The 16,131-nt window shown below is 64.8% G+C and carries 12 protein-coding genes; 8 read left to right on the top strand and 4 right to left on the bottom strand.

Annotated elements, in window-relative coordinates:
* Positions 1-13 precede the first annotated feature (13 nt).
* From FJ867_RS00785 to FJ867_RS00775, 3 genes are all read right to left on the bottom strand, one after another.
* Positions 14-3,328: a helicase-related protein gene (locus tag FJ867_RS00785; protein WP_140662892.1), complete on the bottom strand. Its 3,315-nt coding sequence runs from the start codon at positions 3,326-3,328 to the stop codon at positions 14-16.
* 718 nt (positions 3,329-4,046) lie between these two features.
* On the bottom strand, positions 4,047-4,772 hold the full coding sequence (phbB, locus tag FJ867_RS00780) for an acetoacetyl-CoA reductase (RefSeq protein WP_140493339.1): 726 nt from the start codon (positions 4,770-4,772) through the stop codon (positions 4,047-4,049).
* 119 nt (positions 4,773-4,891) lie between these two features.
* Positions 4,892-6,076, bottom strand: coding sequence for an acetyl-CoA C-acetyltransferase (locus FJ867_RS00775; protein ID WP_140816265.1), 1,185 nt, complete (start codon positions 6,074-6,076; stop codon positions 4,892-4,894).
* Here FJ867_RS00775 and FJ867_RS00770 point away from each other — a divergent pair.
* Positions 6,057-6,254, top strand: coding sequence for a hypothetical protein (locus FJ867_RS00770; protein WP_140816263.1), 198 nt, complete (start codon positions 6,057-6,059; stop codon positions 6,252-6,254). The two genes, FJ867_RS00775 and FJ867_RS00770, sit on opposite strands and share 20 nt — an antisense overlap.
* A 117-nt stretch (positions 6,255-6,371) precedes the next feature.
* Positions 6,372-6,980 (top strand): polyhydroxyalkanoate synthesis repressor PhaR, encoded by a 609-nt coding sequence (gene phaR / locus FJ867_RS00765; RefSeq protein WP_140493348.1) that lies wholly within the window; start codon positions 6,372-6,374, stop codon positions 6,978-6,980.
* Between the two features lie 24 nt (positions 6,981-7,004).
* Here the strand turns inward: phaR and FJ867_RS00760 are convergent, their stop codons facing one another.
* Positions 7,005-8,147 carry a citrate synthase gene (locus FJ867_RS00760; RefSeq protein WP_140816261.1) on the bottom strand — a complete coding sequence of 381 codons (1,143 nt, stop codon included), beginning with the start codon at positions 8,145-8,147 and terminating at the stop codon, positions 7,005-7,007.
* A 91-nt stretch (positions 8,148-8,238) separates the two neighbouring features.
* Between FJ867_RS00760 and FJ867_RS00755 the strand changes: the two genes are divergently transcribed.
* The 6 genes from FJ867_RS00755 to FJ867_RS00735 all read left to right on the top strand — a co-directional run bounded on the left by FJ867_RS00755 (position 8,239) and on the right by FJ867_RS00735 (position 16,127).
* Positions 8,239-9,327 (top strand): citrate synthase/methylcitrate synthase, encoded by a 1,089-nt coding sequence (locus FJ867_RS00755; RefSeq protein WP_140517576.1) that lies wholly within the window; start codon positions 8,239-8,241, stop codon positions 9,325-9,327.
* A 212-nt stretch (positions 9,328-9,539) separates the two neighbouring features.
* Positions 9,540-10,670, top strand: a complete 1,131-nt coding sequence (locus FJ867_RS00750) for a patatin-like phospholipase family protein (protein ID WP_140517577.1) — start codon at positions 9,540-9,542, stop codon at positions 10,668-10,670.
* A 370-nt stretch (positions 10,671-11,040) separates the two neighbouring features.
* A complete protein-coding gene (locus FJ867_RS28610; RefSeq protein WP_140729278.1) occupies positions 11,041-11,322 on the top strand; it encodes a hypothetical protein in 282 nt (93 codons plus the stop codon).
* Positions 11,323-11,443: 121 nt separating this feature from the next.
* Complete coding sequence (locus tag FJ867_RS00745) at positions 11,444-12,619, top strand: efflux RND transporter periplasmic adaptor subunit (RefSeq protein ID WP_140554937.1); 1,176 nt, start codon at positions 11,444-11,446, stop codon at positions 12,617-12,619.
* Positions 12,620-12,694: 75 nt separating this feature from the next.
* Positions 12,695-15,871 (top strand): efflux RND transporter permease subunit, encoded by a 3,177-nt coding sequence (locus tag FJ867_RS00740; RefSeq protein WP_140493363.1) that lies wholly within the window; start codon positions 12,695-12,697, stop codon positions 15,869-15,871.
* Positions 15,872-15,968: 97 nt separating this feature from the next.
* The gene (locus tag FJ867_RS00735; RefSeq protein WP_140493366.1) at positions 15,969-16,127 is read left to right on the top strand and encodes a DUF3309 family protein; all 159 of its coding nucleotides are present in this window, start codon (positions 15,969-15,971) and stop codon (positions 16,125-16,127) included.
* The last annotated feature ends 4 nt before the right edge of the window (positions 16,128-16,131 follow it).

The following is a 16,131-nucleotide window of genomic DNA, read 5'->3' as shown; positions in this document are numbered from 1 at the left end:
GGATCCTGTGCGGCTATTTCTTCAGCTGGTCGCGCAAAGCGGCGAGCTTGGCGAAGGGAGAGTCGGGATCGAAGCGCACCGGGCGCTCCTCGCGCGGTTTTGCCTGAAACGAGGGTTTGCCGCCTTGCGGGCCGCCCTTGCCTTCCGGCCTGCTGCCCGGCCGGCCCTCACGGCGGTCAGAACGCTCGCCCTGCGGCTTTCCCTCCCGCCGTTCCCCGCCTTCGCCTTGCGGCCTGGGCTTGAACTTCGAGCGATCGAAACGCGGCTTGCCGGCGCCATCGCGGCGCCCTTCATGGGCGGGCCGGGTGCCGGGCTGGCCGACAGCGGCATCCGCCGGGGCATCGGAGCGCGCCGCCTGGCCGTTGCGCGGCCGGGCGCGGTTCTCGTGGTGACGGTGACGAGGCCGCTGGTCGAAGCGGCCCTGCCGCCACAACAGGATCGGCTTAGGCTCTTCGGCTTCCGCAGCGGGTCCCTGTTGGGGAGCGTCGGCGCTGTCCCCCTCCTCGCCTCGCTCCGCGATCTCCCCCGTCGAGGGGGAAGTGAGAGCGTCGGCGCTTTCGGCGGCAGGAGTCTCAGGCACGGCTTCTGCTACAGGCGCAACCTCTTCCGTAGCTTCGGCTGGAGCTTCGGGTTGTTCTTCCGCAACAGTTTCGGCCGGTTCCGCAATGGGTTCAGCAGGAATTTCGACGGCGGTCTGGGCAGTCGCAGTTTCCGGATCTTCCGCTGATGTCTCCTCAGGCGTGTCCGTCGCAGCCGCCTCCGCCGCCTTGGCCTGCTCGGTGCGCGCGGCCTCTTCCGCTGCCAGCTTGGCCGCCACGGCTTCCCGGGCGGCATTGTCCTGCGCTTCCAGCCGTGCCTTGACTTCGGCCGCCGGCTTCGGCTCGGCACGGTAGCCAAGACCCTTCAGGATTTCTTCCATGTCATCGGCCGTGGCGCCGAGAATCGACATCATCGGCGGCGTCACCATGAAAGACTGGCCGTCATAGGCGCCATCCGGACGCTGGCCGAGGCCGGGCTTCCAGTTGGTCGCCGGGCGGATCAGGTCGGCCAGCCGTTCCAGAATGTCGATGCGCACGGCGCGGCGGCCGAGATTGCGGTAGCCGGCAAGCTTGTAGAAGGCCTTGTCGAAAGCCGGATCGATGACCACCGAGGTGCGGCCCGATGCCAGCGCATGGACGACGTCGCCGAAGCCGGGCTTGTCCTTGCCGTCGTTTTTCAGCGCCCACAGCAACGTCACCAATCCCGCGGGCGCCGGCTTGATCAGCGCCGGCACGAAGACATGATAGGCGCCGAAGCGCACGCCCAGCCGGCGCAATGCCGCGCGGCCTTCCTGGTCGAGCGACTTCATCTCCTCGGCGATGTCGCGGCGATTGATAAGGCCGAAATTCTCGACCAGCTGGAAGGCGATGCCGCGGCCGATACCCGATATCTGCTCGGCATTCTTCAAATCGACCAGCGGCTTCAGCAGGGATTCGATCTGGAAATTGACGAAGCGCTCGGCACGCGCCGCGACCTTGTCACGCGCCGGGCCGGTCAGCTGTTCATCGGCCAAAAGCACCAGGCGCGGCTTCAGCGCGTCCTCGCCGGCAACAAGCGTGCCGATCGGCGCGCCGATCCAGCGCAGCGTGCCGTCGGAACCGAGCGCGATGTCGCCATTGGCGCAGGCGCCGAAGCGTTCGGCGCGTGCCTCGAACTCCGCCGCCAGCGCCTTCTGGGCGGCCGCGCGCACGGCCTTGGCGTCTTCGCCGCCAGCGCTCTGATCGGCGGTGAAACGGAACCCCTGCAACTCGCCGACATGGTGGCCTTCGACGAGGACGGTTCCGGTTGGGCTTATTTCGGCTTCAGGCATGGTATTTTCTCTAAGGCGCCGCATGAGGACGGAAGTCCTGCGGTCTACGAAGCGTTTCGTCAACCGCTCATGCAGCGCATCCGACAATCTGTCTTCGATTTCGCGCGTCTTTTCCTGCCAGTGTGCCTGATCGGCCAGCCAGCCGGGCCGGTTCGACACGAATGTCCAGGTGCGGATCTGGGCGATGCGATGCGACAGCGTATCGATGTCGCCCTCGGTGGTGTCGGCGCGGCGCACCTGCTCGGCCATGTAATTCTCGTCGACATGGCCATGCCTGGCGAGGTCCATGTAGATCGACGCAATGAGGTCGGCGTGCTGGGCCGGCGCTATCTTGCGGTAGTCGGGGAGCGCGCAGGCCTCCCACAGCAGCGCGACGCGCCTTGCGTCGGTGGCGAGCGCCCTGATGTCCTCGTCACGCGACAGGTGCTCAAGCGCCTGCGCATCGACTGCCGGCAGCGCACGGGTCAGGCCCTCCACCGGGGCATTGGTCTCGATCGAGCGCTTCAGCGCGTCGAGGCTGGCGAAATTGAAACGCGCTGTGCGCCACTGCAGAACCTTCACGGGGTCGAAGTCGTGGCTTTCGATCTTCTTGACCAATTCCTCGTCCAGCGGGTCGACCTGGCCGGTGACGCCAAAGGTGCCGTCGCGCAGGTGCCGGCCGGCGCGCCCGGCGATCTGGCCAAGTTCGGCCGCCGTCAGGTTGCGATACTGATAGCCGTCGAACTTGCGGTTCTGGGCGAAGGCGACATGGTCGAGATCGAGGTTAAGGCCCATGCCGATGGCATCGGTGGCGACGAGATAGTCGACGTCGCCCGACTGAAACAGCGCCACCTGGGCGTTGCGGGTGCGGGGCGAGAGCGCGCCAAGCACGACGGCCGCACCGCCCTGCTGGCGGCGGATCAGTTCGGCGATGGCATAGACCTCGTCGGCGGAGAAGGCGACGATCGCTGTGCGCCGGGGCAAGCGGGTCAGCTTCTTCGAACCGGCATAGGCCAGATGTGACAGCCGCGGTCGTGTCACCACCGAGACGCCTTTCAACAGGCGCTGCAAGATGCCGTGCATGGTGGCGGCGCCGAGCAGCAGCGTCTCCTGGCGGCCGCGCAGATGCAGGATGCGGTCGGTGAAGATGTGGCCGCGCTCGAGGTCCCCGGCAAGCTGCACCTCGTCGATGGCGACGAAGGCGGCATCGGTCTCGCGCGGCATGGCTTCGACGGTACAGACCGAATATCTGGCGCCTGGCGGCTGGATCTTCTCCTCGCCGGTGATGAGCGCCACCTTGTGGGCACCGACCTTTTCGCAGACGCGGGTGTAGACCTCTCGCGCCAAGAGCCTGAGCGGCAGGCCGATGATGCCGCTTTCATGCGCCACCATGCGCTCGATGGCGAGATGGGTCTTGCCTGTGTTGGTCGGCCCAAGCACGGCAGTCACGTCGCGACCCGATAGGATCAGCGGCTCGGTGGGTTTCGGATGGATGTTCATCGGCTCGGAAATAAGGCTTTCTGGCCTCTCATTGTCGGGAGCACGCCTTGGGTGGCGCGTATGACAGGCGACACATAGGGATTTCAGGCGCGAAGCGAAAGCGGAATGTTCCGCTGGCGGTTCGAAGTCACCTCCGTCGAGCTTCGGTTCGGCTGCTGATTAAGGGTTGGAACGAGTCTGGAACGAATCGGCGACGAATCGCTGACTCGCCCGGATTCAGGTTTTGTTCACGGCTAGATGTGGAGTTTTGGCTGATGATCCTTACCACATGCTGAATCACGGAATTGGCCCGTTTCATGCTAGGCGAGAGCCGCCGTTAACTTTCGCTGGCAAAGCCGTGTGGCAGCCCGCCTTGCTTCATCCAAGCTTATGAAATTGTTGAACTTTCTTAGTAGAAATTAACAGTTTGATAGGCGATTGCAACTGCTCTCGTTAACATTGCGGCCAAACATGGAACGAAAGGGCGACGAATCGGCGATGTCGGGATTTTCCCTGTTTGTTCACGACAAGATGTAGTGTTGCGCACAGGTTTTCCACCGACAATGCACAGCTTGTCCAGGCAGTTTTGCACAATACCCGCTGCCGCCATTAACCTTTGCGTGCCGGATTGGAACAGCAGGCCGACAGCCGTCATCGGACGGCGTCACGGACATCCGAAGCGGATGGCGAACGAGCCCTCCTTCAATCGGCACCGGGAAGCCGGCAGCCCGGCGAGACCTCAGGCGAAGTACTGGCCGCCATTGGCGGTGATGGTCGATCCCGTGATGAAGCCGGCGTCCTCGGAGGCGAGGAAGACGACGCAGCGCGCGATCTCCTCCGGCTCGCCGAGGCGCCCGACCGGGATTAGCGGGATGATGCGTTCGTTGAGCACCTTCTCATCGATCGCCCGGACCATTTCGGTGGCGATATAGCCTGGGCAGATGATGTTGACGGTGATGCCCGCGCGGGCTCCTTCTTGGGCCAGAGCCTTCGAGAAACCGATGTCGCCGGCCTTGGCCGCGGAGTAGTTGACCTGGCCGGCCTGGCCCTTCTGGCCATTGATGGAGGAGATGGTGATGACGCGGCCGAACTTGCGGTCGCGCATGCCGCTCCACAGCGGATGCGTCATGTTGAAAACGCCGGAGAGATTGGTGTCGATGACCTCCTTCCACTGCTCACGCGTCAGCTTGTGGAACATGGCGTCGCGCGTGATGCCGGCATTGTTGACCAGCACCGCGACCGGGCCCAGATCGGCCTCGACCTGCTTGATGCCGGCGGCGCAGGCGTCGTAGTCGGCGACCGACCATTTGTAGGTCTTGATGCCGGTTGTGGCCGTGAACTTGCTCGCCGCCTCATCATTGCCGGCGTAGTTGGCGGCAACCGAATAGCCGGCTTCCTTCAGCGCCATCGATATTGCCGCGCCGATGCCGCGCGATCCGCCCGTGACGATTGCAACCTTGGTCATGCGCTCCCTCCCTTTGGTTGGGAGAGTGAACAGGGAGTAGCGAATGACGAGTAGGGATCAGATATCCCATTGCGCCGACGCCGTTCTTCCCTATTCGCTACTCCCCGTTCACTTCTCTTTTAGAGCGCTTCGACGCACATGGCGACGCCCATGCCGCCGCCGATGCACAGGGTGGAGAGACCCTTCTTGGCACCTCTTCGGCGCATCTCGTGGACCAGCGTGTTGAAAATGCGCGCGCCAGAGGCGCCGATCGGATGACCGATGGCGATGGCGCCGCCATTGACGTTGACGATCGAGGGATCCCAGCCCATGTCCTTGTTGACCGCGCAGGCCTGCGCGGCGAAAGCCTCGTTGGCCTCGATCAGGTCGAGATCGCCGACCGACCAGCCGGCCTTTTCCAGCGCTTTTCGCGAGGCGGGAATCGGACCGGTGCCCATGATCGCCGGGTCAACGCCCGCGGTCGCCCAGGAGACGATGCGCGCCAGCGGGGTGATGCCCCGCCTGGCAGCTTCCGCTTCGCTCATCAAAAGCGCGCCGGCGGCGCCGTCGTTGATGCCGGAGGCATTGGCGGCGGTCACAGTGCCGTCCTTGTCGAAGGCCGGCTTCAGTTTGGTCATGGCATCCAGCGTCGCGCCATGGCGGATGTATTCGTCCTGGTCGACAATTGTATCGCCCTTCTTGCCCTTGATGGTGAAGGCGACGATCTCGTCCTTGAACCGGCCGGCCTTCTGCGCGGCCTCGGCCTTGTTCTGCGAGGCCAGCGCGAACTGGTCCTGGTCCTCGCGGGTGATCTGGAACTGGCGGGCGACGTTCTCGGCCGTGTTGCCCATGTGATAGCCATTAAAGGCATCCCACAGTCCATCCTTGATCATGGTGTCGATCATCTTGTAGTCGCCCATCTTGACGCCAGCGCGCAGATGCTGGGCGTGCGGCGACATCGACATCGATTCCTGGCCGCCGGCGACAACCACCTTGGCATCGCCGGTGGCGATCTGCTGCATGCCGAGCGCGATGGCGCGCAGGCCCGAGCCGCACACCTGGTTGAGGCCCCAGGCGGTGGTCTCCCTGGGCAGCCCGGCGAGGATCGAAGCCTGGCGGGCGGGGTTCTGCCCTTGGGCCGCGGTCAGCACCTGGCCAAGAATGACCTCGTCGACTTCGGCCGCCTGGACGCCGGCGCGCGACAACAATTCCCTTACGACGACGGCGCCAAGCTCGTGAGCCGGGGTGGCGGCGAAAGCGCCGTTGAAGGAACCGACCGGTGTGCGCGCCGCGCTGGCGACGACGATGGCATTGGAAGCGGGCATTCTGTTCTCCAAACCTCAAGCTGATGTTCTGTCATTGAAGACTTTTCTTGCCCTTTCCCAACCCCGAGTCAAACCGGAAATCGGCAGGGCACCCATGCGTCGCAAGCAAGCTGCGCATGGCCGCGACTTCAAGCTGTCCGCTGCTGCGCAGCATATTTCACCGGCCATGCAGCGATAATTAATCCCGCACTGCACAAACTGCTTGGAATTGTGACGCTTTTGCGCATATCCTTTAAACGGGCGCAATCGTTACCGGCGGCTTACTCAGGCGCGCCGGTGTCCGGGGAGGATGCAGATGGCTGCGAAAGACGATCCGATCGTCATCAAGAAATATGCCAATCGCCGGCTCTACAACACCGGCACCAGCACCTATGTGACGCTCGAGGACCTGGCCGAAATGGTCAAGAAGGGCGAAGAGTTCACGGTGCAGGACGCCAAGACCGGCGACGACATCACGCATCCGGTTCTGACCCAGATCATCTTCGAATTGGAGAACAAGGACGGGCAGAACATGCTGCCGATCCCGTTCCTGCGCCAGTTGATCGCCTTCTACGGCGACCAGATGCAGATGATCGTGCCGAGCTTCCTCGAACAGTCGATGATCGCCTTCTCCAAGGAACAGGAGCGCTTCCGCGAGCAGATGAAGGGCGCCATCGGCAAGTCACCACTCGACATGATGAAGATGGCCACGCCGATCAAGGCGCTGGAGGAGCAGACGCGCCGCAACATGGAAATGTTCCAGAATGCCATGCGGCTGTTCACGCCTTTCCCGCCGGCAGGCTCGGCACCTGCGGCGGCCCCCGCCGAACCGGCCAGGAAGGAAACGCCGGAAAAACCCGACGATCTGCAGCAGTTGAAGGACCAGATCGCGGCCATGCAGCGCAAGCTCGACACCATGTCGTGAGCGCGCAGCGCTTTTCTTCCGATCCTACGGCAATAATCCCTCATAGCGACCGCGCGGCCTGATGCTGCCGCCGCTCATTGACTGTTCGACCATGTGGGCGGCCCAGCCAACGCTGCGCCCAAGCGCGAACAGCTGGAACGGCGCATCGCGCGGCAGGTCGAGGCTGCGCGTCAGAACGGCCAGGGCAAAGTCGACGTTCGGGCGGGCGCCGGTCGCGGCAATGGCGGCGATTTCCAGCGATCGCAATGTTCTGTCGGTGTTGTCGATGGCCGCCAAAAGCGCCGTAGCGCGGGGATCGCCTTCGGGATAGAGCGGATGGCCGAACGCTGGCAAAGGCCTGTCATGGCCGAGCCAGCGCCGGATCGCCGCATCGGCGCCGTGCCGCGCCGCATCGTCCGCGAGTTGCATCACCGCCTCGCCGGCGCCACCGTGCCGCGGACCGGAAAGTGTCGCCAGACCCGCGAGCAGGCAGGCGGCGGGCGAGGCTCCGGTCGAGGCCGCGACGCGCGCCGCGAAGGTCGATGCGTTGAGTTCGTGATCGGCAAGCAGCACAAGGGCGCGCCGGATAGCCTGCGCCCCGCCTTCATCCACCGACCAGCCTCGCGCCAACCGCATGTGCACCGGATCTGATCCCGCCGAGGCGCCAAGAGCGCCGGCCAGCACGCCGATCGCGCGCGCGGCGTCGGCGCACAGCGAGGCGGCGCCGCGCCCTAGTGAAGGCCGCCCCTGGCCGGCGAGCATGGCAAGTTGCATGAAGGCCGGGGCTCGGCCGAGTTGTTGGGATTGATCCGAGGCCGGAGCCTCGAAACTCACCGGCTCAGGCAGGGCCCACAGCACGGCGGCGGTCTCTTCGAGCGTGGCATGTTCGGACAGCGCAACGGCGTCGCGGCCCCGATAGACAAGGTGGCCGTGCGAAACGGTCGAGATCGAGGTGACGAGCGAGGGTTCGCCCCAGGCGATGGCGCTTTCGGCGATGGCCGATGGGCTGCGTCCGCGCTCTCTTCGCATCATCAGGGCCGCGATATCGTCGGCGCGATATTGGCTGCGGCGTGGATCGGCACTGTCCGGGCGCATGCCGATGCGCCCGCGACTGACATAGGCGTAGAGCGTCTGCGGCCGCACCTTGAGCCGTTCCAGTGCCTCGTCCCGCGACAGCCATTCGGACATGTCGGTCCCATGTTGATTCTATTGATCAAGATTGATGCGCGTGTTGCCCATCCTTATCCTTGATGTCGAAAAAGCTCAAGGAGACTAAGCCATGGCGAACGGGCTCGATGATGTGGTGGCGGCGGAAACGGTGCTGTCCGACGTGGATGGGCTGGGCGGCCGCTTGACGATCCGGGGGTGCTCCCTGCCGGAACTGGCCGGGCGATGGAACTATCCGCAGGTCGTTCGCCTGCTTCTCGACGGCTTCTTCGACGACGTTCCCGGAGACGCGGAACTGGCCGCGAGACTGGGCCAGGCGCGCGTCGAGGTGTTCGACCGGCTCTTGCCTTGCCTGCCCCTGCTGGCGCCGCTCGACGTCTATAGCGCCATGCGCGCCGGCATGGCGCTGCTGCCGGACGGCGAGACGCTGACGGACGCGCTTGGGCTGATCGCGGCGCCCGCCGTGCTGACGCCGGCGCTCTTGCGCCTGCAGCACGGCGAGCAGCCGGTCGCGCCGGATGGGAAGGCCGATCATGCCGCCGATATGCTGAGGATGCTCGACGGTTCCGTGCCGACGCCGGTTCTGGCAAAGGCACTCGACACTTACCTCGTGACCGTCTGCGACCACGGCCTCAATGCCTCGACCTTCGCCACGCGCATCGTCGCTTCGACGCAGGCCGGGCTGACATCGTCGGTGCTGGCTGGCCTCGGGGCGCTCAAGGGCCCACTGCATGGCGGCGCGCCCGGCCCTGTCATCGAGATGCTCGACGCCATCCAGGCGCATGGCGACACCGCCGGCTGGCTGCGCGGCGAGATCGCGCGTGGTGAACGCATCATGGGCTTCGGCCACCGCATCTACCGCGTGCGCGATCCGCGCGCCGATGTGCTGAAGGCGGTGGTGCGGCAACTCGGCGGGGAGGGCGAGACCGGTCGCCGGCTGGCCTTCGCCGAGACAGTCGAACAGGCTGCGCTCGATGTGCTTCGGATTGCCAAGCCGCAGCGCTCGCTGCAGACCAATGTCGAGTTCTACACCGCGTTGGTGCTGGAAGCGGCGGGTTTTCCCAGCCAAGCCTTCAGCAATGTCTTCGCGGCCGGGCGCGTCGCCGGTTGGGTCGCGCATGCGCGCGAGCAGCAGACGACGGGACGGCTGATCCGGCCGCTGTCGCGCTATGTCGGACCGATGCCGGACCTCGTCGCCTGAGCATCAAACCTGTTTGGAAGATACACCGCGCCCTCCGCCACAAGGCGGAGGGCGTTTCCGCATGATCGAAATTTCATGCCATCACGCGACCGTGCTCGTGTTCTTGCCCTGGTGCGTCCTTATATGCTGCACTGCAACATAGGTCTGCCGTGACGCTGACGTCCCGATTCCCGGGCACGCAATAAGTCAGGCACCGGGATCGACAGGAACGCATGACGAAGAACGGCAAGGCGGAGGAAGTAAAGAAGATCAACATCGCGCTTCAGGGCGGCGGTTCCCACGGGGCTTTTTCCTGGGGCGTGCTCGACCGGCTTCTGGAGGATGGCCGGCTGGAGATCGCAGCGGTGTCCGGCACAAGCGCGGGCGCGATGAACGCGGTGGCGCTGGCCGACGGCTTCGTTCGCGGCGGCGTCGAAGGCGCGCGCAAGAAGCTCGACGACTTCTGGCATGCGGTGGCGGCGAAGGGCCGGTTCAGCCCGGTGCAGCGCATGCCGTGGGACGTCGCCTGGGGCAATTGGTCGATCGAGAACACGCCGGGTTATGTCTTCTTCGACACCATGTCGCGCGTGTTCTCGCCCTATGTCGCCAACCCGCTCGGCCTCAATCCGCTGCGCGACGTGGTCGCGCAGGGGATCGATTTCGACAATGTACGCGCCTGCAAGTCGATGGAACTGTTCATCTCGGCCACCAATGTCGAGACAGGGCAGTTGCGGGTGTTTTCCGATGGCGAGATCGACCTCGACACAGTGATGGCCTCGGCCTGCCTGCCGCAACTGTTCCGCGCCGTCGAGATCAAGGGCGTGCCCTATTGGGATGGCGGTTATGGCGGCAATCCGGCGCTCTATCCGTTCTTCAAGACGGCTGCCACCGAGGACGTGCTTTTGGTGCAGATCAATCCGGTCGTGCGCGAGGGAACGCCCAAAAGCGCCAATGAGATCCAGAACCGCATCGACGAGATCACCTTCAACGCCGGGCTGCTGCGCGAATTCCGTTCGATCGCCTTCGTCAAGGAACTGATCGCCGCCGGCCGCCTGCCGCGGGGCGAGTACCGGGACATCCGCATGCACCGCATCGACGCCGATGAGGCCTTCAAGGACCTGTCGGCATCATCGAAGGTCAATGCCGAATGGGCATTCCTGGCCTATCTGCGCGATCTTGGCCGCACCGCCGCCAGCGACTGGCTGGAGGAGAACTACGATGCCGTCGGCAAGCGGCCGACGCTCGACCTCTCCGGCGAGCTCGACGACGGCTTCAAGCCGGTGCGGGGTCCGGCACCTGGCCGACGGGTGAAGGAATTCCTGGCCGCGCGCAAGAACCCCGAAGCGGAGCGTCGCCGGGCCTGAACCCGCATCCGTCACACGGGCGTGATCTGCCGCGCGGTGCCAGCAAGTTCCTTCCGGCGCCAGCAACAACCATCGCGTGTGAGGCGCGCATCATCATGCTGACGCCTGCTGCCAGTGTCGTGCGGGCGCCGCTGTTGGGCGCCATCCCTCGACCGTATCCGGAACGGTGACTGGCGGGCGAGGAATACTGCCACGAACAGCACCAGCAGGCGTTTTGTTCGAGGCTATATCATGTCTCAAGCCTAGACGGCGGAACGCGATGGAGCAGACGCATCGAGGCGACCCGTCCTCGCTCCTGGAGCATCCGGCTTGACCAGGGAACGACGATCTGGATCAGAGTTGAACGGTCCGTTCTTCAAGCAATTCCAGTGTGTTGCGTGAAATGTCGCACGCCGGGATGGTCCGTCAGGCCGAGGTTATCATCGTGCTCGAAACCCGCGTGGGGTTGAAAATCGCCTCGCGCCGGCGTCGTGCCTCCGAGAGCAGACGCAGGCCCGGCGGCACCGGGCCTTCAACGGCCGATCATCGGTCGCCAACGAGCCCCGCTAAAGCCGCACCCTATTTGGGCAAAAAAATGCTTCGCGAGGGCTATACTCTGTCCAGCTTCGCAATGCTGCTGCAACTTTCCGACTATATTGCGTTGCAAACTTGATGTAGAAGCGCGCTTCGCCGATCACGGCAATTTGAACACGGCCTGGCGCGCACCCATATCGGCGACGCGCTCCTCGAGGAGGACGCAGTCCCGGCCAAACCCCGCAGTGGAAAAAACGACGATGCCGAAAATCAGGTTTCACAAGCTTGCTGCCATTGTTGTGCTCATCGGTTTCGCCGCCTGGATGGCGACGGGCGAGTTTTCATCCGTTGGCAGTGCCGCCGCCGACGCCCAGAGGGCGGCAGAGGCCGAAAAGGCCAAGACGCCGGAGGCCGGCAAGCCGAACACGGCGCAAGCCGAGCCGAAAGCCGCGCCGCGCACCGTCGCGGTGGTGACGCCGCCGCGCAAGACCTATGCGCGCGCTATCCGCATTTCGGGGCTGACCGAGGCCGACAAGCGCGCGGTGCTGGCAACGCGCGTCGCCGGTGTCATCGACAAACTGCCGGTCAGCCAAGGCCAGCACGTCAAGACGGGCGATCTGGTTCTGATGCTGGCGGCCGAAGAGAAAATCTCGAATGTCGACAACGCCAAGCAGTTGCTGGCGCAACGCAGGGCCGAGCTCGACGCCGCCGAACGGCTGGCCAAGACCGGCAATCTGCCGAAGCTGCAGCTCGACACGGCGCGCTCGAATTTGACCTCGGCGCAATCAATGCTGGAGACCGCGCAGGCCGAGCTCGACCGCAACGAGGTCAAGGCGCCGTTCGACGGCGTCATCGACAGGGTGCCGGTGGAACTCGGCAGCTCGGTCATGCAAGGCGGCGAGGTGGCGACCATCCTCAAGCTCGATCCGGTGATCGCCCGCGGCGAAATCAGCGAACGCGACCTGCGCTACATCAAGATCGGCGAAGAGGCCAATGTGCGCCTGGTCAACGACCAGAAGGTCACCGGCACCGTGCGGTATATCAGCCGCGACGCCTCCTCCCAGACCCGCACCTTCCGTGTCGAAGTGGCGATCCCCAATGCGGATGGCAGCATCCCCGCCGGTATGACGGCCGAGATCACGCTCAGCGCCGAGCCGACCGATGCGGTTCTGCTGCCGCGTTCGGTGGTGACGCTGGGTGACAAGGGTGATCTCGGCATCCGCGCCGTCGGCAGCGACGACAAGGTGGCCTTCTACCCGATCGACCTGGTGGACGACACGCCGAACGGTCTCGTGCTCGGCGGAATTCCGAAAGATGCGCGCATCATTGTCGCCGGCCAGGAACTGGTGAAGGAAGGCGATATCGTCAAGCCCGTCGAGGCCGACCAGGCGACCATCAACAAGCTGATCGGCGAAGCCACCGCCGGTACGCAGTAGCGCAAAGCCCGGCGTCGGGATCTCCGGCGCCTCCCGCCAGTTCGCCGCTTCCGAAGAAACAGCAGGCATCAAGTCATGGATATCGTCAGACTCGCAATCCACAACGCCCGCCTCACAATATCCGCCCTGCTGTTCCTGCTGGCGGCGGGCTGGGTCGCCTATCAGTCGACGCCCAAGGAAGCGGAACCCGACGTTCCGATCCCGATGATGTATATCAGCCTGATCTACCAGGGCATTTCGCCGGAGGATTCGGAACGCCTTCTCCTGCGGCCGATGGAAAGCAAGCTGAAGAGCCTGAAGGGCCTCAAGGAGATGCGCTCGGCCGCCTTCCAGGGCGGCGGCTACGTGCTTGTCGAGTTCCAGCCGCAAACCAATCTGGCCACGGCGCTCCAGGACACGCGCAGCAAGGTGCAGGACGCCAAGGCCGACCTGCCGCAGGCGGCCGAGGAGCCGACGGTCAACGAGGTCAACGTTTCCGAGTTTCCGGTCCTCGTCGTCACTCTGTCGGGCGACGTGCCGGAGCGCGTGCTGACGGCGGCTGCGCGCGAACTGCGCGACCGTATCGAAGAGGTACCGGGCGTGCTGGAAGGCTCGCTGCAGGGCGCGCGCGACGATCTGGTCGAAGTGGTCATCGATCCGGTGAAGCTGTCCTCCTACGGGCTGCAGCTCGACCAGCTGATGCAAGGCGTCGGCGCCTCCAACAGCCTGGTCGCCGCCGGCAATCTCGAAGGCTCGGAAGGCAAATACGCGGTCAAGGTGCCGTCGCTGATCGAGACGCCCGAGGACGTGGCCAACCTGCCGGTCGTCGCCACACCCAACGCCGTGGTGCAGGCCAAGGACATCGCCACCATACGCTCGACCTTCAAGGACGCCGAGACGGTCACTCGCCTCGACGGCAAGCCGGCCATCGCCATCGAGGTGAAGAAGCGCATCGGCGCCAACCTGATCGACACGCTGAACCATGTCAGGGAGGTGTCCGACACCTTCATCAAGACGATGCCCGAAGGCATGCATGTCACCTACACGCAGGACAAGTCGGTCTTCGTCAACCAGCTCTTGGGTGACCTCCAGAACCACGTCATGATCGCCGTGATCCTGGTGTTCATCGTCATTCTCTACGCGCTGTCGGGCCGCGCCTCGCTGCTCATCGGGCTGGCCATACCATCGTCCTTCCTGATCGGCATATTGCTGCTTGCCATGATGGGCTACACGATCAACATGATCGTGCTGTTCAGCCTCATCCTGGCTGTCGGCATGCTGGTCGACGACGCCATCATCGTCACCGAGTTCGCCGAGCGGCGCATGAGCGAAGGCATGCCGAAGGCGGATGCCTTCGCGCTCGCCGCCAAGCGCATGGCCGGCCCGGTTATAGCGGCGACGATGACGCGCATCGCCGCGTTCTCGCCGCTGCTGTTCTGGCCCGGCATCATCGGCGACTTCATGAAATACATGCCGATCACGCTGATCGTCACGCTGTCGGCCTCGATGCTCTATGCGCTGGTGTTCGCGCCGACGCTGGGCGCGATCTTCGCCAAGGCGCCGAAGCATCACGAGGACGACAACCGCGACGGCTGGTACATGGCCATCGTCAAGCAGGCGGTGCGCTTCCCGATCACCGTCCTGGTGCTCACCGTGGCGCTGCTGTTCGGCGTCGGCTACGCCTATTCGAAATACGGCGCCGGCGTCGAGTTCTTCCCCAGCGTCGAGCCGGACTACGGCCTGCTCTACGTGCATGCGCGCGGCAATCTTTCGCTGGCCGAGATGGATGCCGCCACCAGGACGGCGGAGAACAGGCTGCTCGGCTGGCCGGGCGTGAAATCGGTCTATACACGCGCCGGCAAGACTCAGGGCGGCGGCCAGGACATTCCCGAGGACGTCGTCGGCGTGATCCAGTACGAATTCGTCGACTGGCGCGAGCGCAAGTCCGCCAACCAGATCCTCAGCGACCTGCGCGGCGTCATGGCCGGCATTCCCGGCGTCGATGTCGAGGTGCGCGTGCCGGAGGCAGGTCCGCCGACCGGCAAGCCGATCCAGATCAGGCTTTCGGCCGCCGATCCCAAGGGGCTCGACGACAAGGCGCGCGCGGTGGCGGCGCGGATCGCCAAGGTGCCCAACGTCATCGACATTTCGGACGGCCTGCCGCCGCCCGGCGTCGACTGGGCGCTCGAGGTCGACCGCGCCAAGGCCGCCCAATACGGCATCAGCCCGACCTCGGTCGGCACCGTGGTGCAGCTGGTGACCAACGGCTTGAAGCTGTCGGAATACCGGCCGGCGGGCGCGGACGATGCCGTCGACATCCGCCTGCGCCTTCCGGAAGACCGGCGCACGCTGTCGACGCTCGACGAACTCAGGGTGCAGACGTCGCAAGGGTCGGTGCCGATCTCGAACTTCGTCGTGCGCAAGCCCGAGCCGACGGTCGGCATTCTCAACCGCATCGACGGCGCGCGCACCGTCGTCGTGCAGGCCAATGTCGCCGCCGGAGCGCAGGTCGCAGCTGTACAGGAGCAGGTGACCAAGGCGGTCTCGGACATGGATCTCGGCAGCGGCATACGCTGGAAGCTCGCCGGTTCCAACGAAGACAGCGCGGAAGCGAGCGCCTTCCTCAGCAAGGCCTTCGGCGCGGCGATCTTCCTGATCTTCCTGGTGCTGCTGGCGCAGTTCAACAAGTTCACCAGCGTCTGGCTGGTGCTGTCCTGCGTGGTCATGGCGACGATCGGCGTGTTCCTGGGCCTGCTTCTGACAGGCGAAGCGTTCGGCATCGTCATGTCGGGCATCGGCGTCATCGCGCTGGCCGGCGTGGTGGTCAACAACAATATCGTGCTGATCGACACCTATGACCGGCTGCGCGAGGAGGGCTGGGACAAGATGGAAGCGGTGCTGCAGACCTGCCGCGAGCGTGCCCGCCCGGTGGTGCTGACGGCGGTTTCGGCTATCCTCGGCGTGCTGCCGATCGCCTTCGGCCTCGGTCTCGAGATCTTCCATCATGAGACGACGATCAACGCGCCTTCGACGCAGTGGTGGATTTCGCTGTCGTCGGCGATCGTGTTCGGCCTGTCCTTCGCCACCGTGCTGACGCTGGTGGTGACGCCGTCGATGCTGATGGTGTTCACCCGCGCCAAGGTCAAGCCCGGCGCGCGGCGAGGGTGGTTCAGCCGGCTGTTGCGACGCGGCAAGCGAGAGATCTCGCCGCAGGAGCCAGCGGCCGATGGCGACGCCGAGCCGGCAGTCGCCTTCCCGAAGGCCGCCGAATAGAGCGGTTTCGCAAGGCAGGTCAAAAGGCCGCCCGGGAACTACCGGGCGGCCTTTTGCATTGTTCCCTCGGATTCAACCAGACGGCGAGGGCTCTAAAATGACGATCAGCACGATTCTCATCATCATCCTGATCCTGATCCTGATCGGCGCGGTGCCGGCATGGCCGCATTCGCGCTCCTGGGGCTACGGGCCGTCGGGCATCGTCGGCGTCGTCCTCGTCGTGGTGCTTATCCTGCTTCTGATGGGCCGGATCTGACTGG

Source organism: Mesorhizobium sp. B2-5-3 (assembly GCF_006441005.1).
In the GTDB taxonomy this organism is placed as follows: Bacteria; Pseudomonadota; Alphaproteobacteria; order Rhizobiales; family Rhizobiaceae; genus Mesorhizobium.
Note: the sequence above shows the minus strand (reverse complement) of the source record. Positions and strands in the feature narration are given on the sequence as shown.

Excerpts from the sequence above, each read along its gene's own strand:
- FJ867_RS00785 (WP_140662892.1), bottom strand. The coding sequence starts at position 3,328 with ATGAACATCCATCCGAAACCCACCGAGCCGCTGATCCTATCGGGTCGC.
- phbB (WP_140493339.1), bottom strand. The coding sequence starts at position 4,772 with ATGACCAAGGTTGCAATCGTCACGGGCGGATCGCGCGGCATCGGCGCG.
- FJ867_RS00770 (WP_140816263.1), top strand. The coding sequence starts at position 6,057 with ATGGCATTGGAAGCGGGCATTCTGTTCTCCAAACCTCAAGCTGATGTT.
- FJ867_RS00775 (WP_140816265.1), bottom strand. The coding sequence starts at position 6,076 with ATGCCCGCTTCCAATGCCATCGTCGTCGCCAGCGCGGCGCGCACACCG.
- phaR (WP_140493348.1), top strand. The coding sequence starts at position 6,372 with ATGGCTGCGAAAGACGATCCGATCGTCATCAAGAAATATGCCAATCGC.
- FJ867_RS00760 (WP_140816261.1), bottom strand. The coding sequence starts at position 8,147 with ATGTCCGAATGGCTGTCGCGGGACGAGGCACTGGAACGGCTCAAGGTG.
- FJ867_RS00755 (WP_140517576.1), top strand. The coding sequence starts at position 8,239 with ATGGCGAACGGGCTCGATGATGTGGTGGCGGCGGAAACGGTGCTGTCC.
- FJ867_RS00750 (WP_140517577.1), top strand. The coding sequence starts at position 9,540 with ATGACGAAGAACGGCAAGGCGGAGGAAGTAAAGAAGATCAACATCGCG.
- FJ867_RS00745 (WP_140554937.1), top strand. The coding sequence starts at position 11,444 with ATGCCGAAAATCAGGTTTCACAAGCTTGCTGCCATTGTTGTGCTCATC.
- FJ867_RS00740 (WP_140493363.1), top strand. The coding sequence starts at position 12,695 with ATGGATATCGTCAGACTCGCAATCCACAACGCCCGCCTCACAATATCC.
- FJ867_RS00735 (WP_140493366.1), top strand. The coding sequence starts at position 15,969 with ATGACGATCAGCACGATTCTCATCATCATCCTGATCCTGATCCTGATC.